This is a genomic window from Kitasatospora sp. NPDC032150, from assembly GCF_055579945.1.
On sequence record NZ_JBVIMH010000044.1, the window covers coordinates 1 to 20,130 of the forward strand.

Sequence of the window (20,130 nt, forward strand, 5' to 3'; positions counted from 1 at the left end):
CGCGGCGACATCACCTACATCCCCACCGAGGAGGGCTGGCTCTACCTGGCCACCGTCATCGACATCGCCTCCCGCCGCGTCGTCGGCTGGGCCACCGGTGTCCGTCAAAGCGGAGCAAGCTCACTTTGACAAGATCCAGGCTCGCTTCTCCGGGCCTGCGGTGTTCCAGTTCCAACTCATCGGCCGTTCCCGCATGGCCCGCTCGTGGGTGCTGACGGGCTTCCTGCGGGAGGACCGCCGGCTGCGTGGCCTGGCGGACAACGGCAGGTTGTCGCAAAGGTCGGCCAGAAACCTGATGCGGTCGAAGGTGTCGGCAGCCGAGACCTCGTCCGGCAGGCGCCGAGCGCGTCCGGCAAGGGAGCGGATCTCAAGAAGCGCCATGGCTGCCAGATGCGGGGCCAACTCCCGGTCGTCGATCTCTCCCGCACGGGCGTGCCTGGCAGCGAGCCTCGCGACGATGGACGAGGCCGAGGTCAGCTCTGACGTCGCCTGCGTCCGAGCTTGGCTGTTCGGGCTTGTCATCTCTGCGAACCCGTGGATTCCGTCATCAGCGCTATGGCCTGTTCGAGGTCACGGTGGTTCTGGAGTGTCTGCCCGGCGGCGAGTTCGGAGCGGACCAGCTCCAGCAGGCGGCCCATCCAGTTCCGTCCCCGACCGCCGGGGATTTCCCTCCAGAATGGGGAGTCCGAGAGGCCGGTGTAGCTGATCCTCGCGTCCCCGGTGGCGAGGAGGATCTCGGCGATCTCGGGGTGCTGGGTGAACTTCGCGCGCAGCAAGCCGCTCATGACCGCGAGCCGGATGCTGGGCCAGTCCGATCGCCGTGCCACCCGGCCGCCCAGTTCGTGTGCTTCTCGCGCGCCCGGCGCCTCCCGGATCCGCTTGTGGTCGGCAGCATCGGCCGCTGAGAGAGCCCAGTAGCCGTGGAGTGCCGATGGATAGGTTTCGCCGGCGAAGACGATCTGCGCTGGATACTCGTTGCGCAGCACGAACAGGCCCAGCTCCTCTGGCCAGCCCTGCGGGTAGACGGTCTCGTGCGAGATGACGGTCGGCTGGCCGGCCTCGGTCGGATCGTCGGCGTGCAGGACGGCACGCCTTTCCTTCTCGCGTGCGATGCCTTCGTCTGCGCGGCGGAAGTAGTCGAGGGCCTCCTGGTGCATGTCCGCTGTCACTGTTGGGCCGTCTCCGTCGACGGCGGTGCCGATCTCGGTGAGCAGGATCCGAAGAGGGCGGTCCTGGCGGTCCATGTCGCCCAGGACGTAGATCCGGCGGTGCGGTGGAACGGCCATGTAGGCGTCCCGCAGCAGTGTGCGGTTGAGCTCGTTCGGTTCCTGTTGGAAGTGCTGGATGGCATCCCAGCAGCGCTGGCCGGCGGTCGGCCGTCCGTTGAGCTCCTCGATCTTGTCGGCAACCTCGCGGAGGAAGCCCTCCGGGGTCAACGGCTCACTGCGGCGCGAGTGCCATTTCGACGCTTCGTCAGGAAGAGTCGGCGCGCCTGGCTCCGTCACAGCAATTCGGCCCGATGCCAGCAGTTTCTCCAGGCCGGACAGGTCGGTCCGTTCCTCGCATCTGATTGCCCCGTCCGCGAAGACGATCAGATCGTCGATGAAGTACCTGCTGTCCCATCGACTCCGCCGCCAGACGTGGCACCAGACCCCGTCGATCCGCTCCCCATCCACCATTCGATACGTCGGTCCCCGCCATGTCATGGGTGCACGCTACCGCCCGAGAGGCGATCACGTGTGCGAGCTGCCGCAGGTGGGAACGACGACAGGCTGCGGAGGGCGGCACCTCGAGTCGGGTGTGGCAGGCCCTTCCCGGGGACCGTGGCGGGTACCGCGCGGTTGGCTTCACCACGTGCGGTGGGTGAGGGCGAGCAGTCGGTCGAGTTCGTGACGCAGGAGCACGTCGCGGAGCTGGTCCCGAAGTGGTGCACAGGAGTTGAGCAGGTGTCTGACGCGCTGTGGGTCGACCTGTCCGGCCTCGGGCAGTGCGTCGAGGCAGGCGCGGACCACCTCGTCGGCATTGGGCAGGACGCCGGCCAGCTCGTCCGGGCCGAGGTGCCAGCGCAGGTTGGCGGAGAGGACGGCCATACGCTCGGCGCGTTGGGCACGGTCGAAGACTTCCAGCTCGTTGCTCCGCTGGATCATTCAGAGCAGCAGACGGGCCCAGGGGAGCTGCTTGTCCGGAGTGGCGGAGACCATCCCGTCGATCACCGCGAGCTTTCCCGTCCACCAGGCCGGTCGCTCGGAGCCGTCGGGTTGGTTGCGCCCGATCCAGCGCAGCTGGTCCTCGTCGGAGGCGTCGAGAAGATGGCGGATCTGGTCGCGCTCGGCCCGAGTCGAGCGGAGCCCCTGGCGCAGGTCCGCGTAGTCGGGGGCAACCGGGCCGGTGATCTGGTGCAGGGTGCCGTCTCGAGTATCGACGAGGATGGCCACTCTGCTCCCGGGTTGCCAGTACTCGTCGAGGTCACAGGTGAGGGGCGTGATCTCCTCGACTTCACAGGCCAGTGTCGTCAGGGCTGTTCGGAGGTCCGCGAAGGTGGGCACGGGCGTGGGGCCGTGCTCGAGGCGGTGGCACTGGACGGTGAACCGGCAGCCCTGCCACGGTTCGTTCCTGGAGGGCCGCTCCCAGGTGAACCCGACCAGACCATGGTCGCGCCACATCAGGTTGTGCCGAAGGTTCTCCCCGAAGTCGCCGAGCCGGGCAGCGACCTGGTCGGGCGTGGAGCTGCAGTCCAGGCCGTGGACCGTGCCCCGGGCCACCACCTGGGCGAAGAAGGCGAGTTCACTCACCCGAGCCTCCCATTCCGCGGCTGCGACGAGCTCCTCACCTGCAGGCCGGCGATCCGGTCCTCGACGGTTCCGGGCCAGTGCGGGTTGGGCAGGCCGTCGTGGGTCATGTGCTCCCTGCGCCACAGGCGCGGCCACAGGTTTTGTTCGTGCGGGTGGAGGTGGTGAGGCTGGCCGCAGGCACACGAGCGCTGTACCGCTCCGCAGCCGCGGCACAGGTCGATGAACCCGTGGCCGGTCGAACGAGAGATGGCGGGGCGGCGGCTGCCGCAGTCCGCGCAGCCGGGCAGTGCTTCGCCGTTCGCCAGGCTGATTTGGCGGCGGACGAACTCGGGCAGGGCCAGGGCTGGATGGCAGAGCGGATCGAGCTGGTAGCAGCTCTGCCGCCCGTGGCGGTGCCACCATGTGCCTGGGCGTCGGGGGACCCGCTGGCCGGCATGCTTCTCGCGTCGCCGCCGCTCGGCGTACTGGGCGTCCTCGGCCAGCCGGAGCAGGCGGGCCTCGTGGAGTTCGTTCACCGCGCGTTCCAGCGAGTCGGGATCGGCGTCGAGGTCGCGTGGTATCGCGGCGTTGACCGTCAGGTGGTGGTAGGTGCAGCGGAAGCCGTATGGGGCGTACAGGGTGAGGCAGGTCCGCAGTGCCGCGTGGCGTCGCCGCGCCGGCAGCGTGCGGTCAAGCACGAGCCGACGGTGCGTCAGGAAACTTGCCATCAGCTTGACCTTCGCAGTGGTGCGGTGATGTCGAGCGACCGGTCGACCGCACTGACCACTGCCTGCGCCGACTGGGGTGCGTGCTGTTCGGCCCATGCGGCGACCAGGAGGAGGAAGTCGGCGAGGTCCTGCTGGACTCCGGCGAGCAGCCGGGGGAGCTCGGTCTGGGCGATCTCGATCACCGGGCCCGGGTGCTCGCCGTCCGGGTGGAGCCGGACGGTGTTGCCGAGGTGCTCGGCCAATGGTGTCGGGTCGTGGCCGAGCCACGGCTCGCCTCCGTCAGCGGTCTCCAGCCATCCGCGCCAGTCCTCCAGTCCGCAGCAGCAACCGGGCGTCAGCGTCGTGCCGATGCCCGTGTCCTGGACGCGGAGCCCGCCAGGGGCGACGAATCCCTCCTCGTGCAGCAGTGAGCTCAGGAAGGCTTCGGCCGGGTCGGTCAGGCGGTCGTCGACCCGGCTGGAGTTGTGGCCGGCCATGGTGGCTATCGTCGTGCCGACCTGCTCACTGCTCAGCGCGCCGTTCAGTGGGGTGAGGTGGTACGGCGGTTGCTCGGCGACCGGCCAGAACGCGAAGCCGGGGAGCGCGCCGGTCTCCAGCACGGGGTGTATGACGATCACCGGCCCAGTGTCGCGGACACTGGCCTCGGGCACCGCCGAATATCAGCACCACGGGTGGCGGGTAGCTACGATCCGACGGGGTGCTCCGGGCCCCGTGCCGCGCGCTGGCAGGCGCGAATGGGATGCAACGCCGGGCGCCGGACGCGACCTGGCCGGGGACGAACAGCGGACCGTGCAAGCGATCGGTTACCGAGGCAGGCGCTTTCGCCAATCCAGTGGGTCCAGCCGCAGCAGTCCCGGGTGCGGTTCGGTCGGGGACAGGCCCTGAGTGTGAAGCGCGTCGGTGACCTTGGCGGTGATCGCTGCGCGGTTCGAGGCGGGGGTGAAGACGCCGATGGCCAGCCACAGGCCGCGCCCATCGGCTTATCCCGGGCCGCTGGGGCCGCTGAGCCCGGACGTCGGCAGCCACCTGTCACTGGCGCCTGGGACGATCACGCCATGGGAAACATCTACGACTACTACGCGGCCACCGACGACGCACAAGCCCTGGTGGTCTTCGAGGACGGCCGCATGGACGACCCGTTCGGTACGGTCGGTCTCAAGGGCGTCGATCCCTACCTGCTCCTCGGAGCCGTCGAGGCACATCTGACGGGAGTGCCCGAGGATCAGGTGGAAGCCGACCCGCGCTTCTGCGAGCTGCTGAGCGATCCTCAGCACGAGAGCCACTGGCTGGTCTCGCTCACGGACAGCCTTCGCGACGCGCTCGCCATCGCCACGAGCGGGCGCCTGCAGGACGCCGCCTCCGCGTGGACTCGCACCGAGGATGGCGAGGGACAGGACGCGGAGTTGGTGGCTGACTTCCTTCGGCGGCTGGCCGACCTCGCCCGTGACGCCGGGCAGCGCGGCCTGTACTGCGGCATGTCCCTGTAGGCGGGCCGCCATCGAACAGCCTGCCGCAGCCTCAACTGCCGATAACGGAGCGATCGAACTTCATCCACGGAGGACGACCGCTTGTCAGTCCCGCCCGCCACATGCTCCTGGACGTCGGCGAGGGCCAGGACGGCGTTTTCCTCTTCCACGGCCGTCTGGATAGGGGTGTGATCAGCGTCCGCGCCTACCCGTGGGACGACCGTTGCCTGATCGATGTCTCCCCCGACGGTCGGGAGTTCATGACTGTCGGACACGGAGAGGATGACGCCGTCTTTCATGCCTTCCCGGAGGGAACCGAGCTGTGCCGCTTTGCCTTCGACCGCTTCCTCGCCCCCGCTAGACCCGGCGAGGACGGGAGCACCGATGACGACGAGGGCGAAGAGCCCCACATCGCGTGGAGCGGTGGTTACCTCGATGCCGCCACTGCGGTGATCACCGTCACCGGTGAGACCGAGGACGACGAGTGGAACATCCCGTACGTCGTCGACCTCTCCAGCGGAGCGATCCGAGGCCGTCTTGCCGCCGAGCCCCGGCTGCGCGGCGACGGCACCTGGACCACCGTGGACGACCAAGGGCAGCTGACGCTCTGGGAGCTTGGCTGATTGACTCGCAACACGCGCCCGACTCCACTTGGGGTCGCAGAAGCAATCGCACGCGAAAGCGTCGTTCCTCCACGCCCGGCGCCAGGAAGCGGAACAACTGAAACGGCCCACTCATCAGTCAAACCGTCCGGCTCCGCGGACCCAAATGGCCGCGGAGCCGGACGGCTCACGCGTCATCCACGACCGCACCGGGCCGACGTGAAAATTTCTTGAAATTCGTGGTCTCGCAGCCGCCCGAAACAGTGCCGCAGACGGCCTTCAGAGGGCCGCAGCGGCAGTGCGACGGCAGTGCGCACCCGTCTCGGTCGGGCGCTCCTGATTGCGCCTCAGGAGCCCGTCCACGGCCTCGCCAAACTGGCTCTGACCTGGTGTTTTCTCGGAAATCTCCTAGGCTGGGGAGCTCTGTCGGGCACCCTCGGAGGGGCATCATGAGCGAGGAAGCCAAGGCGTACGACGCCAGCACGATCGTGGTTCTGGAAGGCCTGGAGGCGGTTCGGAAGCGGCCCGGGATGTACATCGGATCGGTCGGTGAACGCGGCCTTCACCACCTGGTGTTCGAGGCCGCCGAGCGGGCGCTGGACGAGATCCTCGACGGCACCGCCAGCCGTGTCGAGATCACCCTCACCGCCGACGGCGGTGTCCGCGTCGCCGACGACGGCACAGGCCTTCCGGTCGAGCACGCCGGCCACAGCGGCAGCCCTTCGCTGGAGACCCGCTTGGCCGTGCTCTGCTGCGGGGCACAGGCGACCAACCGGCGCTCGCTGTGCGGCGGCTACTTCGGCGTGGGGCTGGCCGTCGTCAACGCACTGTCGGGCCGTCTGACGGCCGAGGTGCGGCGCGACGGCGCCTGCTGGGTGCTGGAGTACGAGCGAGGCGTAGCTGTCGCGACGCCCGCCCGCACTGGACCGACCGACGGCAGCGGGACCGCGATCACCTTCCGGCCCGATGCCGAGATCTTCGAGACGCTGGAGTTCTCGTTCGACGCGCTGGCCGAGCGCTTCAGGGAACTGGCTTTCCTGAACCGGGACGTGGACATCACCCTGACCGATGACCGCGACCCCGCGGCGCCTCGGGCCGTCCGCTTCCGCTTCCCGGGCGGCCCGAGGGATCACATCGCCGAGCAGGGCGACCCCCTCCACCCGGAGGTGATCGGCTTCGAGCGCGAGTACGCCGATATGGAGGGAACCGTCGAGGTGGCTCTCCGCTGGTGCGACTCGCGCGAGGAGCGGGTCGCAAGCTACGCCCACAGCCTGCCGACCACTGGCGGCGGCACGCACGAGCTCGGCTTTCGTGACGGCCTGGCGGCAGCGGTCACCGCCTATGCCCGGGAGCAACAGCTGCTCACCCCGTCCGATCCCGACTTCACTCCCACCCAGCTTGGCGCGGGCCTGACAGCGGTCGTGTCGGTAAAGCTCGATCACCCCGAGTTCGAGGGGGCCATCCGCGACCGACTGGGCAACGGGCCGGTCCGCGCCTGCGTCGCCGAGGCCGTCCGAGAGCACCTGACCGCCTGGCTCCGCGCCGACCCGGCGCAGGCGACGGCCGTCCTCGCCCGGATCTGGATGACCACCCGCCACTGACAGCAGCCCACCGAAGACTCCGAAGCCCAGGTCGGGGATGGTCCCCGGCCTGGGCTTTTTGGTGGGCGCAGGCGGTCTTCCGCGCATCGAACCCCCTGGTCGCTGCAGGCACCGTGTCGGCGGTCCGGACAGACTGGGAATCGTGGTTCGCGTCTCGTCGTGGGTCAGTGCGCCGCGGCAGGCGCAGACGACGGGGTGTGATTCGTGCTCGCGCAGGCAGCGTACGGCGGCGTTTGGGCCAGTTGGGTGCGCGGGGTACTGGCCCAGGACTGAGTTCGGGGTCATGGACGGGACTCGTAGCGTGCACCGGGGCGTGGCCAGCTGGGTCCATGAAGTTGGGGCGGTCGATCCGGTGGAAGCAGCGCACCAGGAACTCGGTGAACGTCCCGGCAGCCTCGAACCACTCGCCCTCGTCGCTGTTGATGATGATCCGCCACTCGGTGGGATCTTCCTCGACCGCGCGGAAGAAGTACCGGCTGCCGTGTTCATCGCTTCCCCACAGCAGCAGAACGCCGGAGCGGACGTCGGATTCGTCGACCTCCCACCAGCCCTCGGCGATCTCGCTGTACCAGGCTGGACGCCCAGGCGGCGGGCCCCCGTAGCGCTCCAGCTCGGCCGGTGTGGTGTCCATCGGTCGGTCGATCGTCAGATAACCGTCCACCGAGCCGGGGCCGTACAGATCGAGGAACGCCTTGAAGTCGTGTGCGGCCGTCCGAGCGAGGAGCTTGTCAACTCCCGTAACGGCTAACGGTATCGGGGCTGGGACACCAGGGTCGGGACCGTGGACCTGGCGATCCCGCGGGTCCGCTCCGGCTCGTACTTCCCGGCTGGCTGCTGGAGCGCCGCCGTCGTGCCGAGCAGGCCCTGGCGCTGCGATCGCTCACCAGCGGCCTCCCGCCGGGCAACCACACCTGATCGAGAGCCCCATCGACTACGGCCTTAACCTAACGGAACCACAGCCGACTTGACCGGGCGGCCCACGTCATTCACCCCACCCTGATGAAGTCGGCCGAAGTATCCGGTAGTCGACCGCACTCCCGTGAGAGCTCGGGTACAGTGGCAGACAGCCCAACAGGCCCGGGCCACCGGCAGCACCGGCGGAACCAGCCAGGGGCGGGAGCTTTCACCACCGTCCGGAGGCGCGTCAGCAGCGCACCCACCAGCGGAACTCCACCTCAACCGAGCACGCGCCCAGTCGCGCCTCCATTCCACTGGAGTTTTCCGCATGTCCGACCAGCAGGTCACCGTCGTTGCGCAGAACTTCTTCTGCGAACACACCCCCAGCAAGAGCCGCGTCCTGGCCCTTGTCGGCCATCAGACCGGTCCCGCATCACTTCAGGCCGTCCTCACCTGCCGTGAACCCGAACTCGCCTACCGCGCAGCCCGACTGCTCGTCCGCGCGCTGCGCTCACGGCCCGATACTTGGGCCGCGGAGCGCGTCGACGAATTGTGCGGGCAGCTGCCGGACGCCCCGGCAGCGTCCCTGAGGCAAGCCGTGACCCACGCGCTCGCCGGAACCTGGGCGGCCAACACCGGCACGCTGATCACATGGCCTGACAATCCCGCCGACGAGGAACCGGACCACGATGACGCGGACTTCGGTGACACCGGCAACGGAACTTCCCCTGAGCCGGCTGTTCGAGTTCGAGATGGTGCGCGACTTCGCGACCTCGCCGGCCCGGTCGTACGGATCGCCACACTGCGGGAGTTCCACGTCCACGACCGGCAGGCCCTGCTCGACAGCGCATCCGAGCAGGGGTGGACCCCGGCGCCCGCCGAAGAGGTGGCCGAGAATGACCCGTACGACGTAGTCGGCGCGGTGATGTGGCTCGCAGACCCGCCCATCGAATTCGACGGAGCCGACGGCCTCATCGACCGCAGCCAGGCTTCCATCCTTCGGCGCGACAAGGACCATGAGGTCGCCCAATGGAGTGCGGAGCCCATCATTGTGGACTTCGGCAGGGGCTGGCGCCGGCTGGAAGCCGACCCTTCCGCGGAGAACAGCGGGGACGACGAGATCCCGGACTTCGCCGCGCTCTTCCCGGCGGAGGCGGCGCACTGCGCAGACCCGGAGTGCGAGGACGAACGCTGTCTGTGGCATCTGACCCCCCGCACCGCGGACGTCCTGCACACCACGCTGTGCCTGCTTGCAGACGAGGCTTACGACGACGCCGAGGAACTCGGCGACGGGCGCCTCGTGCCGGACGAACGCGAGGGCAACTGGGGTGTGTTCGCCCGCCTGCCGAAGCTGACCTTCGGCGCCGACCTCCAGTGGCGGCGCCGATTCGCCCGTGCCGCCGACGACCTCGCCGACGACCTCGAACACGGCCACTGGCCGCAGCCGACCTGCACCGCAGAGGAACTCGCCCTGCACCTCGCCCTCGACGACGCCCGTGACCGCGTCGACGAACTCGGCGGCACTGAGGCCGACACCCACCATGGGCTGCCGACTCACCGGGACGACTACGAATTCGACGCCTGCACGGACATGTTCTTTCAGGACACCGATATCCTCATGCTCTACGACCGCCGCTTCGACGGCATCGAGGACCCGGATGACGACACCAACCGGCAGCTCGGAGTGGGCGACCTGCGCGCGCCCGCCTGGTTCGAGCCGTTCGGTAACGTGAAGACTCGCGACCCCCACCGCGGCTTCCGTCGCTGACCTGCACGGCCAAACTGCCGGTGTGGGCTGGAACGAGGAGCGTTCCGGCCCACACCGGGCAGCCGCATTCCTGACCGCTGCCGCTGGAGGAGGACCGTGGGGAGCTCGACCGTGACTCAAGGGGGAACTTCAGGGCCCGGATCCACGCTGTCATGGAATCCTGATCGCCCCAAGTGGATTGATCCCGCGCTCGAGACACTGGGGCACATGCGACGGACGCGAAAACTCGTTGGCTGGCTGCCACCAAGGTGCGACGATGCGACTGTTTCCCACGCGGAGGGCCCTTGTTCGTTTTCGTCTGTGCGAGATGTGAGGCCGGGCTGACCGCCCCGTTGTCCCAGGTCAGTCTTCCGGTGTACGCCCATCAGAAATACGGGAACGGGATCCAGCTGCCGGTGCTTATGGAGTCGGGGACGTTCGCCATGGACCCGGACCCCTGGGGACCGCCGTGGCGGCGGTGGGACGAGATCGCCCCGGGCGAGGCGGAGGCTCGCGGCATCTACGCGCCGGTCTACGCCCTGTCTGACGGCGCGCCCGGCGCGATCGTGATCGCCCCCGGAGATATCCGCAACACCCGACTGATTCCCGAGAAGCGAGGTGGCGCCTGCTGTGGCCTCGACGGGTCCGACGGCCCCAACATGGCCTGCGAGGCGTGCGGTCTGGCCGTGGCGAGCAGGGTCGACGACTGCTCGCTCTGGCAGGCGGTGTGGCTCGCCCCGGACGCCGTTCGCCGCCTACTCGTTGACGATGTCGACCCAGCGCCGCTCTCCTGGGAGGAGCTGATCGAGGAGGGGAACTGCACGCCCCCGTTCGAGCCGATCGCTACATGGGGGTCAAGGCTTGGGACGAGCCACTACTGGTCATGGAGCCCGCAATGGGAGGCGGCGGCCGGCCGAGCGCTTGCCCACCTGCTGGCGGCATCTGAAGGCCGGCCGGTGACGGTCCCGAACGGCCTGATTGCGGACGTGTTCCAACGCGCCCTCGACGCGCTGCTGCCCGTGGGTGCGCCGGAACGGCACGCCGTCCTAGCGGGACCGGGACGACCTGCTCCCGAAGCAAGCGTGGACATCCTCCTCGTACCGGTTCATCCGCAGACGGGCCATACATGGACACCCGCCGACCTGGCTGTATCGGCGTATCCGGTGCCTCTGCCGCTGGGGGTGTGGCTGTCGATGGCCTTTCCCAAGACGTACTTGCCCGTCCCAGCATCGGGCGGCATACCCCACGACGTCCTCCGCGACGACCCGCTCCCGCCGCGCCCCAACCGCCTGTTCCGGGCCGACGCCGGAACGTTCCAACGCACCTTGGTCCGGCTACCCGCCGTTCGCAGTCCGTGGCTGCGCAAGATCATCGAGAACCTCACGCAGCACATATCGACCGGCCTCTTCTAGCCGCCGGGCATAAGAGTCACATCTGCTCGTGACCGTCCGGCTGTCAGCGGCGGCCTGTTCAATGTTCGCCATGAACGTTCACGAGCTGGTGTCCGTGCTGGCTGACCCCAGCGCCCTGCGTGCCCGCTGTCGGGCGCTGGCGCTGCTCGACATCGTGCTCGACGGCTTCGCCCCGAGGCACGGCTACTACCCCGGCTGGCGTGCGGGCGTGGACCTGGCCACGATGGAGAACGGTTCCGGTGATCTGTACGGGATCGTCTTCGATCCGGCCGGGGTCTTTCTCTACGGCTTCGACCACGAATGCGACGCCACGCCGTGGCGGGACTGGCCCAGGGCACACTGGCCCGGGCTGCTGGAGGGCCTGCCCGCCGCGCTGGCGCACTATCCGGCAGATCCGGAGCTGCAGTTCGAGGGCTTCTTCGACGCGACGGTGTGTGCCTGGCGCGAGACGGGCGCGACCTCGTGGCAGTGCGGTCCGGTGATGTTCGAGCCGGGGGAGTCCGACGGAGCGGGCTGGCTCTTCGGCGTGTTGACCGACGGCAGTGCCGAGGCCGTCTGCAGTGACGCCGAGGACTACTATGAACGGCCTGTCGACCGGCAGGCCGTCGCCGCGCTCCTGGCGGGCGCCCCGCTGAACCCTCGGACCGTCGCCGCGCTCAACCCAGCGGCAGACTTCAAGGCGATAGCCGACCGCGCCCGCCTACTCGGCTACGCGGTGGTGGACGCCTGAACGAGCGGCCGGCTGTGCCTTCTCTTGCCGGTGCTCGTGAGTAGGGTGCGACCCGCGACGTGGGCATCACTGGAGGGAGGATCCTTGGGAGCCAAGACCGGTCTGCTGGTGTACGCCGACCGGGACGTGCCTTGTCGCCTAGGGCAAGTGGGTGGGGCTGACCTTGAGCAGACGACCGCCATGATGCGGCGTCTGTACCCGGGTTGGGTGATCGAAGCGGCTGGCGGTTCGACCTTGTGGGACGGGTTGTACCCTCCGGACGATCGGGCCTACGCGGGAAGCTGGCCTGGGTGGAGGTGGTCTGCGACCGGCGTGTGATGGTCGATCTGCCGTCTCAACTTCCGGGTGAGCTGGTGGCGCCGAGCGCGGGCCGGCGGATGGTGCTGCACGCGATGCATAGCGTGGTCGACTGGTTGGCCGTCGGTGTGTGGGAGGACAGGCGTCTCATCCGCTCGCTGAGTCTGTCCCCGGACAGCGGGATCGTCGAGAACATCGGCGAGCCGCTTCCCTTCGAACTGCCCTACTGGGTCGGGGAGCGCCCGGCCCAGGTCATCCCGTGGCCGGACCGGGACGACGAGTCGTACGCGCTGCCGTTCCACCCGCTGGGCATGGGCGAGGACGCACTGCGTGCGCTCTGCGGGTTCATCGTGGAAGGTCGCCCGGACCCCGGTGACGTGGATGCGGAAGCCATCCGGCTGCACGGATTCCTGGTGCGGGACCCGGATGCTCCGGATCCCGCCGTGAAGGAGGCCGCGCTCAGAGCGGCCGTGGCGGCCATGGGTCCGCCGCGTACCTATGTGCCGGACCCTGACGGCACGTTGATCAAGCGGGATGCTCTCTGACCCATGGCTCCACCGTGACCGTGGCAGCGGTTGCGCGCAGATCCTCGGCATGCCGTCGCGTGGCCTTCTCCTCGATCCCTTCGAAGAGCAGGACCGGGGGTGTGTCGGTCACGGTCTGCTTCGCGTGCCACAGGCCGCCGCCTGTCACTGTGCGGAACGTCTTCGCGACCTCCAACGGGCTGGGGCCGGCGTCGAGGAGCACCACGTTGTGGGGGATGTCGTCGCAGACGAGCGTGAAGTAGGCGGTCATGTGTGCCGCTCCTCGGGCTGGTAGCGGCGCACGCAGCGGAAGTCCGTCACCGCCTCGCCTCCGCGTGAGGCTGCGGTCGGAACTCGTGGACCACCTCGATGCGGCCGACGATGTGCCGGTTGAACCCCTCCAGCTCTTCCGCCGGTACCCACAGCTCGAGGATCGTGCGTCCGCCAGCTGCTGGACCGGGTAGCGGGCGGCAAAGTTGGCGTCGATCTCGAACCTGGTTACGTAACCGACGCCGGAGGCGGGCACGTTCCAGTCTCGGGCGATGCGAATCGCGTAGTCCTCGTTCAGCACCGGGTAGAAGATCGGCTGCTCGGGCAGGCGAGGCGGCCAGGCCCGCCAGCCCGATGCCTCGACCAGGGCCAGCTCCTGCGGGCCGGTCGGACGCCAGAGCGTCAGGGTCTTCGCCCGGGACATTGCGTGCTCTCCTTGATCCTCTGGGTGGGCGCTCACCGTAACCGCGTCGGCGGCCCGGCGGCGAATGGTTTCGGTTCCCGCGATTGGACACTCGCGCGCAGTGGGCAGCTCTTTCGATATTCGCTCGCACTGCCTGCCGGAAGCCTCCTACGATCGGTGCATCACCAAGCGTTGAGCGCTGGGACGCAAGCGGGGCTGTAACCCCTGCTCCCTTAGGGATAGCGAGGTTCGATTCCTCGGCAACGCACTGGTCCGTAGCTCAGTTGGAAGAGCAGCCGTCTCCAAAGCGGCGTGCCGCAGGTTCGAGTCCTGCCGGACCAGCAAAGAACTAACCGTTTTCGCAGAACTCCCGAAATGGGCGACCAGCACAATCCGGCAGGCAAGAGAATTAGAAGCTGTGGCCGTGTTCACCTGGGCGAGCAAGGCTACAATGAGGTTGTGAGGAACGTCACAGCTGAGATCGTCATCGCGAACCGCTTCTCACGCGCCTCTCACGGATTGGGCGTCATGAGACGACATCAGGTGTCATGCGGGGTGCACGAGATAGTCCCTGACCTGCGCGATTCGGACTGGTGAACATCAGTCAGACATCCGTTCGACCGCTGGGGGTCAAGTGGCCGGATGGGTCGCGCGACACGGTTTCTCCCTACTCGGCGAGGGTTGTACGCCCGCCGGAGGGAGGCCTGGCCACCGAGCCGGTCCCGTTGGTGTGGCCCGCAGCGATGATCGGTTGGCTGCTCGCAGGCCAGGGCTCCTGTCGGTTCTCAGACCTCGCCGAGGGGCATGTTCGGGTCGGCCAGGCGGTCGGCGTCCACCACGCGCTTGGAGATGATCAGTTCGCGCATCGGGTCAGTGACGTCCCAGATGTTCATGTTCATGCCGGCGAGCACCCGGCCGTCCTTGAGCCAGAACGCGATGAACTCGTTGGCCTTTACGTTTTGTCCCACACCGCCCGATGCGAGCACGTTTCGAACAGCGCCTACGCCAGCACGAAGTAGACCACCACGCGCGAGGGCAGCAGCCGCACCCGCCGCTGGACGCTCCGGGTCTCCGTCAGCACCGCGTCCACCAGCGCAAAGTCCACGATCTGCGTCGACTCGCCCAGATGCCCCGGCGCGAACGCCCCTGCCGCTACCGCGATCATCCTCGTGATGACAGACTTCTCCTGCAACGGGGCACCCCTTGATCAACAAGCTTGGTCGCAAGTTGATCTACAGGTGTCCCGTTGCCTCGTTCAACCCTCTTGACGAGCGCCCTCGCGCCCAAACGCAGCGGTGTTGACATACACATGCCACGGTTGGAGGTTCCCGCTCGACGGAGCCCGCGTCGCTGCAGTCAGCACTCGTTCGAGTACTTCTTTGGGTACCGGCTCATCGCTGAACGCCCGCACGGCCCGGCGACTGTCCACGGCTTCATATACATCCACGCCTTCTCGTCCTCTCACTCAACGGCAACCACCTCTCTATCCTCTTCAGCACGCGCACGGAGTCATCGGAGACTGGTGCTGGTGGCGGGCGGCAGCGGTGCGGAGTTTGGTGAGGATCCGCCGGTTCTTCAGGTGGGGCGAAGTCGTGTTCGATGGGGCCCGTCCGGCTGGCTCTCGCCCGCTCCACCGGCCGGATCGGCGCCGGCCCGGGGCTGCTGTGCGGAGCCGTCGTGGCCCTGTTGCTGGGGCTGAGCGGCACAGCCCTCGGCGGACTGGCGCTGACCCGCTCCCGCCGCACCGGCTGACCGGCTCACCAGCGAATGGGACCGCGTTCCGGGCGAGTGTCCGTGCTGTCTCAGCTCGCGAACCTTTCGACTCGCCGGCGTACGCCGGTCGCCTCCCGGACCCGCTACAAGTGCTGTCCGTTCAGCATCCAGAGCCATCCGTCACGCTGTGACCCACGTCACATGCGATTCCTGTCAGCAATCGGGGCCCTGTTCCGCTCAAGTCACCGGGAGCAATCGAACCGAACAGGAGCTACTCATGAAGCACCGCATCCTCGTTCTCGGCGCCGGCTACGCCGGGGCCTACACGGCCGGGAATCTGGCCCGCCGGCTGTCCCCGGCGGACGTCGAGATCACCGTGGTCAACGCTGTGCCGGACTTCGTCGAGCGGATGCGCCTGCACCAGTTGGCGGCCGGCCGGGACATCGAGGCCCCGAAGCTCGCCGACGTCTTCGCGGGCACGGGGATCCGGCTGCGCCTGGCCCGTGTCACCGCCGTCGACCCCGAGCGCCAGGTCGTCGCCGTGGCCGACGGCGGCGGCGAGCTCGGCTACGACACGCTCGTCTACGCGCTCGGCAGCCACGGCGACGTCGAAGGCGTCGCCGGCGCGGCCGAGCACGCCTTCGACGTCGCCGCCCGGCCCTCGGCGCTGAGGCTGCGCGAGCGCTTGGACAGCCTGGGTCGGCGGGGCGACGGCGGGCGTGTGGTGGTCGTCGGCGACGGGTTGACCGGTATCGAGACCGCCACCGAGATCGCCGAGGCCCGGCCCAGCCTGTCGGTGACGCTCATCGCCCGCGGCGAATTGGGTGCCCGGCTCTCCGCCGGGGCCCGCGGCCGCCTGCGCCGAGCCTGCGACCGGTTGGGCGTCACCGTCCTGGAGCACACCGTGGTCGAGGCCGTCGAAGCTGCGCGGGTGCTGTGCGCCGACGGCACCGCCCTGGCGTCCGACGCGACCGTGTGGACGGCCGGGTTCGCGGTCGACCCCATCGCCGCCGCCGGCGGGCTGGAGGTCGCCGGGGACGGTCGGATTGTGGTCGACCGCACCATGCGGTCGGTGTCACACCCGAACGTCTACGCCATCGGAGACAGCGCCTACGCCATCGGCGACAACGGCCGACCGCTGCCGATGTCCTGCGCGTCGGGCGCCTGCACCAGCCAGCAGGCCATCGGGGCGATCCTGGGGCGCCTGACCGGCCGCAGGATCGCCAATACCAAGCTGGTCTACACGTACAACCACATCAGCCTCGGGCAGGGGGACGCGATCTGGCAGGGGGTCGACGACGAAGGGCAGCCGAAGCCGAAGCACATGGGCGGCCGGAAGTCCGCGCGGCTCAAGGTGCGCCTCGTCGCGCTCTCCCGGTGGGCGACCTCGCACCCGACCCTCGGCATGCCCAAGCGCAAGCACCGCCTGGCCGCCGTGCCGGACGCGACTGCCGAAAATACCGTCACGTCCGGCACGATGACGGTCGCGTAGCCGCCTAGGGTGATCCACGTGGACAGCACCGCCGCTGATTGCTTCGACACCAGTCGGTTCGAGGCCGGCCGCAACCGGCTGGCCTCGCTGGCGTACCGCCTCCTCGGCTCGGCCGCCGACGCCGAGGACGCCGTGCAGGATGCGTTCGTGCACTGGCAGGCCGCCGACCGACAGTTGATCAAGGTGCCGGAGGCGTGGCTGACCAAGGTCGTCACCAACCTGTGCCTCGACCGGCTCCGCTCGGCGCAGGCCCGCCGCGAACGCGCCGTCGGCGCCTGGCTGCCCGAACCGCTCCTCGACGGCGACCCCATGCTCGGCCCGGCCGACACGTTCGAGCAGCGCGAATCGGTCTCCCTGGCCGTGCTGACCCTCATGGAGCGCCTGTCACCCATCGAACGGGCCGTCTACGTCCTGCGCGAAGCGTTCTCCTACAGCCACGCCGAGATCGCCGAGACCCTCGACATCACCGAGTCCGCGAGCCAGCAGCACCTCCACCGGGGCCGGGGCCGCATCACCGCCGCGCGCCGCGGCGGCGGCGAAGTCGACCCGGCAACCGCTCGCAGGATCGTCGAGGAATTCCTCGCCGCTGCCTCCTCGGGCCGCACCGAACGGCTGGTGGCGCTGCTCACCGACGACGCGACCGCGATCTCCGACGGCGCCGGCCTGACCGAGAAGCTGCTGCAGTACGACACTGCGCAGCGCATCGCCGCCATCGCACGGGCCGGCTTCAAACCCACACCTGCGAAACAGCGACTCGCCGGCGGCACGTCCGCCGTCCACTACGCGCTCGTCAACGGTGCCCCCGCCATCCTGTTCGTGCCCGGCGGCCAGGTCGTCGGTGCCGTGACGTTCGACATCACGGGCGGCAGGATCGCGACCGTGCGCGGCATCGCCGCCCCCAGCCGCCTCGCCCGCCTCAACGAAGCGTGGCGGCAGCACGAACCGGACACGCCGCTCATCGCCCAGTGGTGACCCGATGCCGACCGCGTTCAGGCCTACGCCGGACGCCATCGCACCTGGTGACCATCCAGGCGCGCAGGCGCGTCAGGCTGCTGCCGCGCCGGCAGCGTCCGCCCTGCCGGAGAGGAGCGCTGTCCTCCGGTCGATCGACCGCGTTCCGGGCTGAAGGTGGAGGGCTCCGCGCGCCGAGCCCGCACCCGTAGAGTGATCTGCGCCACATGCTGTCACAGTCGTCGACCGCGCGGTGTCTTGAGGCCGAACCCCCCTGGAGACGGAGGAGACACCATGGCTGAGAGCACCGACGTGGTCGTGATCGGCGGCGGGTACGCCGGCGTGATGGCCGCGAACCGGCTGACGCAGCGCGACGACGTCACCGTGACGCTGGTCAACCCGCGCCCGGCCTTCGTCCCGCGGCTGCGCCTGCACCAACTGGTCGGCGGGTCCCACGACGCGGTCGTCGACTACCGGGACATCCTGGCCGCCGGCGTCCGACTGGTGATCGACAGCGCGACCCGGATCGACGCGGCCGAACGCAGCGTGACGCTGGCGACGGGCGGCACGGTCGGCTACGACTACCTGATCTACGCGGTGGGCAGCGGCGCCGCCGACCCGGGCGTGCCCGGAGCAGCCGAGTTCGCCCACCCGATCGCCACCCTGGAGAAGGCGCAGCGGCTGCGGTCGATCCTCGACGCCGCTCCCGCCACGGCCACGGTGGTGGTGGTAGGCGGCGGACCGACCGGTATCGAGACCGCGGCCGAGCTGGCGGAGCGGGGCCGCCGGGTGACCCTGGTCTGCGGAGGCGTGCTCGGTGCGTACCTGCACCCCCGGGCTCGGCGCACGGCTTCCAAGCGGCTTGCCAAGCTCGGGCTGACCGTACTCGACGGTCCCGGCAGCAAGGTCACGGCCGTGACCCGCGACGCCGTGCACCTCGGTGACGGCCGTGAACTGCCGAGCGAGGTCACCATCTGGACCGCCGGTTTCGACGTGCCCGATCTGGCCATGCGCAGCGGGCTGAACACCGACGCCGCGGGGCGCCTGCTCACGGACGAGACGCTGACCAGCGTGGACGACGGCCGCATCATCGCGGCCGGGGACTCGGCGGCACCATCGGACCTGCCGTTCCGGATGAGCGCCTATGTCGCGGGCTGCCTGGGGGCACACGCCGCCGACACGGTGCTGAGCCGGATCGCGGGAGGGCGGCCTGCGCCCATCAACCTGTCGTTCCCCGCCATGTGCATCAGCCTGGGGCGTCGCGCCGCCGTCTTCCAGCTCGCCCACAAGGACGACACCGCGAGGAGGCTCTACGTCACCGGCCGACCGGCCGCGAAGCTCAAGGAACTCTCCTGCGCGTTCAGCGTGAAGCACCTGGTGGAAGAGGCGCGCAAGCCCGGTTCGCACACCTGGCCCAAGGACGACAAGCACCGGCCGCAGCTGCTGCTGGCCAGGCGCGGCAAGGCGTCGGCCGCCGCTGAACGGGCAGCGTAGCCAGGCATCCGCGTCCGACCCGGCCGAATGTCGGCACGACGGGCCAAAGACCATGCCGTTGATGCATGTTCGAACGCCGCCTGTGACCAGGGCGGCCGCCGAGGAGAGAGACCCAGAGATGACCGACCACGCCACTGACAGGGCGACCGACACGTTCGTCGCCCACCGCAACCTGCTGTTCACCGTCGCCTACGAGATGCTCGGATCGGCGGCCGACGCAGAGGACGTCCTCCAGGAGACCTGGCTGCGATGGGTCAAGGTCGACCTCAGCCAGGTGAGCGACCAGCGCGCCTACCTGGTCCGGATCACGACCCGTCAGGCCCTCAACCGGCTGCGCACCTTGAAGCGCCGAAGGGAGGCGTACGTGGGCCAGTGGCTGCCCGAGCCGCTGCTCACCGCGCCGGACGTGGCCGAGGACGTCGAACTCGCCGAGAGCGTGTCGCTGGCGCTGATGCTCGTCCTGGAGACGCTGTCGCCGACCGAGCGGGCCGTCTTCGTGCTGCGCGAGGTCTTCGACGTCGCCTACGACGAGATCGCGGCGGCCGTCGACAAGAGCCCGGCCGCCGTCCGCCAGATCGCCCATCGCGCCCGCCGGCACGTCGACGCCCGCCGCCCACGGAACGCGGTCTCCCCGAGCGAAGCGCGGGCGGCCGTGGAGTCCTTCCAGGGCGCTCTCGAAACCCGGAACCCGCAGGCCCTCCTGGACGTGCTCGCCCCTGACGTCGTCCTGGTGAGCGACGGCGGCGGACTGAAGCGAGCCGCGCTGCACCCAATCATCGGCGCCGACAAGCTGGTCCGCTTCTACCTCGGCGGCTCCAGCAAGGTCGAAGCCACGATCACCTGCAAGCCCACCGTGGTCAACGGCAACCCGGCACTGGTCGTGCGCCTGGACGGCGAGCTCGACGGTGTCATGGCCATGCGTGTCGAGGACGGCCGCATCACGGGCGTCTACTACGTCCGCAACCCCGAGAAGCTGACCCGCGTCGAATCCGAGACCCCGCTCACCCTGCGATGAACACGCCGGACCACCGC

19 protein-coding genes, 1 tRNA gene and 6 pseudogenes are annotated in these 20,130 nt (G+C 69.1%); 15 read left to right on the top strand and 11 right to left on the bottom strand.

The window, feature by feature from the left end:
• Positions 1-99 (top strand): annotated as a pseudogene (locus tag ACZ5ON_RS32200) (DDE-type integrase/transposase/recombinase); the annotation flags it as partial.
• Between the two features lie 21 nt (positions 100-120).
• Here the strand turns inward: ACZ5ON_RS32200 and ACZ5ON_RS32205 are convergent.
• The 6 genes from ACZ5ON_RS32205 to ACZ5ON_RS32230 all read right to left on the bottom strand — a co-directional run bounded on the left by ACZ5ON_RS32205 (position 121) and on the right by ACZ5ON_RS32230 (position 4,116).
• Positions 121-522, bottom strand: coding sequence for a hypothetical protein (locus tag ACZ5ON_RS32205; protein ID WP_465600086.1), 402 nt, complete (start codon positions 520-522; stop codon positions 121-123).
• Positions 519-1,679, bottom strand: coding sequence for an NADAR family protein (locus ACZ5ON_RS32210; RefSeq protein WP_465600088.1), 1,161 nt, complete (start codon positions 1,677-1,679; stop codon positions 519-521). Before ACZ5ON_RS32210 ends, ACZ5ON_RS32205 begins: the two co-directional genes overlap by 4 nt.
• A 168-nt stretch (positions 1,680-1,847) precedes the next feature.
• Entirely contained in the window at positions 1,848-2,147 is a 300-nt protein-coding gene (locus ACZ5ON_RS32215; RefSeq protein ID WP_465600090.1) for a hypothetical protein, read from the bottom strand.
• Positions 2,148-2,792, bottom strand: coding sequence for a hypothetical protein (locus tag ACZ5ON_RS32220; protein WP_465600092.1), 645 nt, complete (start codon positions 2,790-2,792; stop codon positions 2,148-2,150).
• Entirely contained in the window at positions 2,789-3,469 is a 681-nt protein-coding gene (locus tag ACZ5ON_RS32225; RefSeq protein WP_465600094.1) for a hypothetical protein, read from the bottom strand. The genes ACZ5ON_RS32220 and ACZ5ON_RS32225 overlap by 4 nt, the downstream gene beginning before the upstream one ends.
• 29 nt (positions 3,470-3,498) lie before the next feature.
• Positions 3,499-4,116, bottom strand: a complete 618-nt coding sequence (locus tag ACZ5ON_RS32230) for a hypothetical protein (protein WP_465600096.1) — start codon at positions 4,114-4,116, stop codon at positions 3,499-3,501.
• Between the two features lie 438 nt (positions 4,117-4,554).
• Here ACZ5ON_RS32230 and ACZ5ON_RS32235 point away from each other — a divergent pair, with 438 nt between their 5' ends.
• The 8 genes and pseudogenes from ACZ5ON_RS32235 (at position 4,555) to ACZ5ON_RS32270 (ending at position 12,796) form a co-directional block, all read left to right on the top strand.
• A complete protein-coding gene (locus tag ACZ5ON_RS32235) occupies positions 4,555-4,986 on the top strand; it encodes a hypothetical protein (protein WP_465600098.1) in 432 nt (143 codons plus the stop codon).
• A gap of 101 nt (positions 4,987-5,087) precedes the next feature.
• Positions 5,088-5,588 carry a hypothetical protein gene (locus ACZ5ON_RS32240; protein ID WP_465600100.1) on the top strand — a complete coding sequence of 167 codons (501 nt, stop codon included), beginning with the start codon at positions 5,088-5,090 and terminating at the stop codon, positions 5,586-5,588.
• A gap of 428 nt (positions 5,589-6,016) precedes the next feature.
• Positions 6,017-7,168 carry an ATP-binding protein gene (locus tag ACZ5ON_RS32245; RefSeq protein ID WP_465600102.1) on the top strand — a complete coding sequence of 384 codons (1,152 nt, stop codon included), beginning with the start codon at positions 6,017-6,019 and terminating at the stop codon, positions 7,166-7,168.
• Between the two features lie 706 nt (positions 7,169-7,874).
• Positions 7,875-8,035, top strand: a pseudogene (locus tag ACZ5ON_RS32250) (transposase); the annotation flags it as partial.
• Positions 8,036-8,393: 358 nt separating this feature from the next.
• The gene (locus ACZ5ON_RS32255; RefSeq protein WP_465600104.1) at positions 8,394-9,833 is read left to right on the top strand and encodes a serine/threonine-protein kinase; all 1,440 of its coding nucleotides are present in this window, start codon (positions 8,394-8,396) and stop codon (positions 9,831-9,833) included.
• 284 nt (positions 9,834-10,117) lie between these two features.
• Positions 10,118-11,224, top strand: coding sequence for a hypothetical protein (locus ACZ5ON_RS32260; RefSeq protein ID WP_465600106.1), 1,107 nt, complete (start codon positions 10,118-10,120; stop codon positions 11,222-11,224).
• A gap of 70 nt (positions 11,225-11,294) precedes the next feature.
• Positions 11,295-11,954 carry a hypothetical protein gene (locus ACZ5ON_RS32265; RefSeq protein WP_465600108.1) on the top strand — a complete coding sequence of 220 codons (660 nt, stop codon included), beginning with the start codon at positions 11,295-11,297 and terminating at the stop codon, positions 11,952-11,954.
• 147 nt (positions 11,955-12,101) lie between these two features.
• A pseudogene (locus ACZ5ON_RS32270) lies at positions 12,102-12,796 on the top strand (DUF6928 family protein).
• Here the strand turns inward: ACZ5ON_RS32270 and ACZ5ON_RS32275 are convergent.
• Both ACZ5ON_RS32275 and ACZ5ON_RS32280 read right to left on the bottom strand, forming a co-directional pair.
• On the bottom strand, positions 12,777-13,046 hold the full coding sequence (locus ACZ5ON_RS32275; RefSeq protein WP_465600110.1) for a ribosomal protein L7/L12: 270 nt from the start codon (positions 13,044-13,046) through the stop codon (positions 12,777-12,779). The pseudogene ACZ5ON_RS32270 and the gene ACZ5ON_RS32275 sit on opposite strands and share 20 nt — an antisense overlap.
• A 46-nt stretch (positions 13,047-13,092) precedes the next feature.
• Positions 13,093-13,469, bottom strand: a pseudogene (locus ACZ5ON_RS32280) (hypothetical protein).
• 248 nt (positions 13,470-13,717) lie between these two features.
• Here ACZ5ON_RS32280 and ACZ5ON_RS32285 point away from each other — a divergent pair.
• Positions 13,718-13,790: transfer RNA gene (locus tag ACZ5ON_RS32285), tRNA-Trp, on the top strand.
• Positions 13,791-14,233: 443 nt separating this feature from the next.
• Here the strand turns inward: ACZ5ON_RS32285 and ACZ5ON_RS32290 are convergent.
• From ACZ5ON_RS32290 to ACZ5ON_RS32300, 3 genes and pseudogenes are all read right to left on the bottom strand, one after another.
• Positions 14,234-14,395, bottom strand: a pseudogene (locus tag ACZ5ON_RS32290) (oxidoreductase C-terminal domain-containing protein); the annotation flags it as partial.
• A gap of 53 nt (positions 14,396-14,448) precedes the next feature.
• The gene (locus ACZ5ON_RS32295) at positions 14,449-14,613 is read right to left on the bottom strand and encodes a transposase domain-containing protein (protein ID WP_465600112.1); all 165 of its coding nucleotides are present in this window, start codon (positions 14,611-14,613) and stop codon (positions 14,449-14,451) included.
• Between the two features lie 129 nt (positions 14,614-14,742).
• A pseudogene (locus tag ACZ5ON_RS32300) lies at positions 14,743-14,895 on the bottom strand (nitroreductase family protein); the annotation flags it as partial.
• A 152-nt stretch (positions 14,896-15,047) separates the two neighbouring features.
• Here ACZ5ON_RS32300 and ACZ5ON_RS32305 point away from each other — a divergent pair.
• The 5 genes from ACZ5ON_RS32305 to ACZ5ON_RS32325 all read left to right on the top strand — a co-directional run bounded on the left by ACZ5ON_RS32305 (position 15,048) and on the right by ACZ5ON_RS32325 (position 20,113).
• Positions 15,048-15,200 (top strand): DUF6223 family protein, encoded by a 153-nt coding sequence (locus ACZ5ON_RS32305; RefSeq protein WP_465600114.1) that lies wholly within the window; start codon positions 15,048-15,050, stop codon positions 15,198-15,200.
• Positions 15,201-15,438: 238 nt separating this feature from the next.
• Entirely contained in the window at positions 15,439-16,653 is a 1,215-nt protein-coding gene (locus ACZ5ON_RS32310) for an NAD(P)/FAD-dependent oxidoreductase (protein WP_465600116.1), read from the top strand.
• An 18-nt stretch (positions 16,654-16,671) separates the two neighbouring features.
• Positions 16,672-17,625 (top strand): sigma-70 family RNA polymerase sigma factor, encoded by a 954-nt coding sequence (locus ACZ5ON_RS32315; protein ID WP_465600118.1) that lies wholly within the window; start codon positions 16,672-16,674, stop codon positions 17,623-17,625.
• A gap of 273 nt (positions 17,626-17,898) precedes the next feature.
• Complete coding sequence (locus ACZ5ON_RS32320; protein ID WP_465600120.1) at positions 17,899-19,098, top strand: NAD(P)/FAD-dependent oxidoreductase; 1,200 nt, start codon at positions 17,899-17,901, stop codon at positions 19,096-19,098.
• Positions 19,099-19,216: 118 nt separating this feature from the next.
• Positions 19,217-20,113, top strand: a complete 897-nt coding sequence (locus tag ACZ5ON_RS32325; RefSeq protein ID WP_465600122.1) for an RNA polymerase sigma-70 factor — start codon at positions 19,217-19,219, stop codon at positions 20,111-20,113.
• Positions 20,114-20,130 lie beyond the last annotated feature (17 nt).

Bases quoted from the DNA above. Each gene is read 5' to 3' on its own strand.
- ACZ5ON_RS32205 (WP_465600086.1), bottom strand. From the start codon at position 522: ATGACAAGCCCGAACAGCCAAGCTCGGACGCAGGCGACGTCAGAGCTG.
- ACZ5ON_RS32210 (WP_465600088.1), bottom strand. From the start codon at position 1,679: ATGGTGGATGGGGAGCGGATCGACGGGGTCTGGTGCCACGTCTGGCGG.
- ACZ5ON_RS32215 (WP_465600090.1), bottom strand. From the start codon at position 2,147: ATGATCCAGCGGAGCAACGAGCTGGAAGTCTTCGACCGTGCCCAACGC.
- ACZ5ON_RS32235 (WP_465600098.1), top strand. From the start codon at position 4,555: ATGGGAAACATCTACGACTACTACGCGGCCACCGACGACGCACAAGCC.
- ACZ5ON_RS32240 (WP_465600100.1), top strand. From the start codon at position 5,088: ATGCTCCTGGACGTCGGCGAGGGCCAGGACGGCGTTTTCCTCTTCCAC.
- ACZ5ON_RS32245 (WP_465600102.1), top strand. From the start codon at position 6,017: ATGAGCGAGGAAGCCAAGGCGTACGACGCCAGCACGATCGTGGTTCTG.
- ACZ5ON_RS32255 (WP_465600104.1), top strand. From the start codon at position 8,394: ATGTCCGACCAGCAGGTCACCGTCGTTGCGCAGAACTTCTTCTGCGAA.
- ACZ5ON_RS32265 (WP_465600108.1), top strand. From the start codon at position 11,295: ATGAACGTTCACGAGCTGGTGTCCGTGCTGGCTGACCCCAGCGCCCTG.
- ACZ5ON_RS32275 (WP_465600110.1), bottom strand. From the start codon at position 13,046: ATGACCGCCTACTTCACGCTCGTCTGCGACGACATCCCCCACAACGTG.
- ACZ5ON_RS32295 (WP_465600112.1), bottom strand. From the start codon at position 14,613: ATGATCGCGGTAGCGGCAGGGGCGTTCGCGCCGGGGCATCTGGGCGAG.
- ACZ5ON_RS32305 (WP_465600114.1), top strand. From the start codon at position 15,048: ATGGGGCCCGTCCGGCTGGCTCTCGCCCGCTCCACCGGCCGGATCGGC.
- ACZ5ON_RS32310 (WP_465600116.1), top strand. From the start codon at position 15,439: ATGAAGCACCGCATCCTCGTTCTCGGCGCCGGCTACGCCGGGGCCTAC.
- ACZ5ON_RS32320 (WP_465600120.1), top strand. From the start codon at position 17,899: ATGGCTGAGAGCACCGACGTGGTCGTGATCGGCGGCGGGTACGCCGGC.
- ACZ5ON_RS32325 (WP_465600122.1), top strand. From the start codon at position 19,217: ATGACCGACCACGCCACTGACAGGGCGACCGACACGTTCGTCGCCCAC.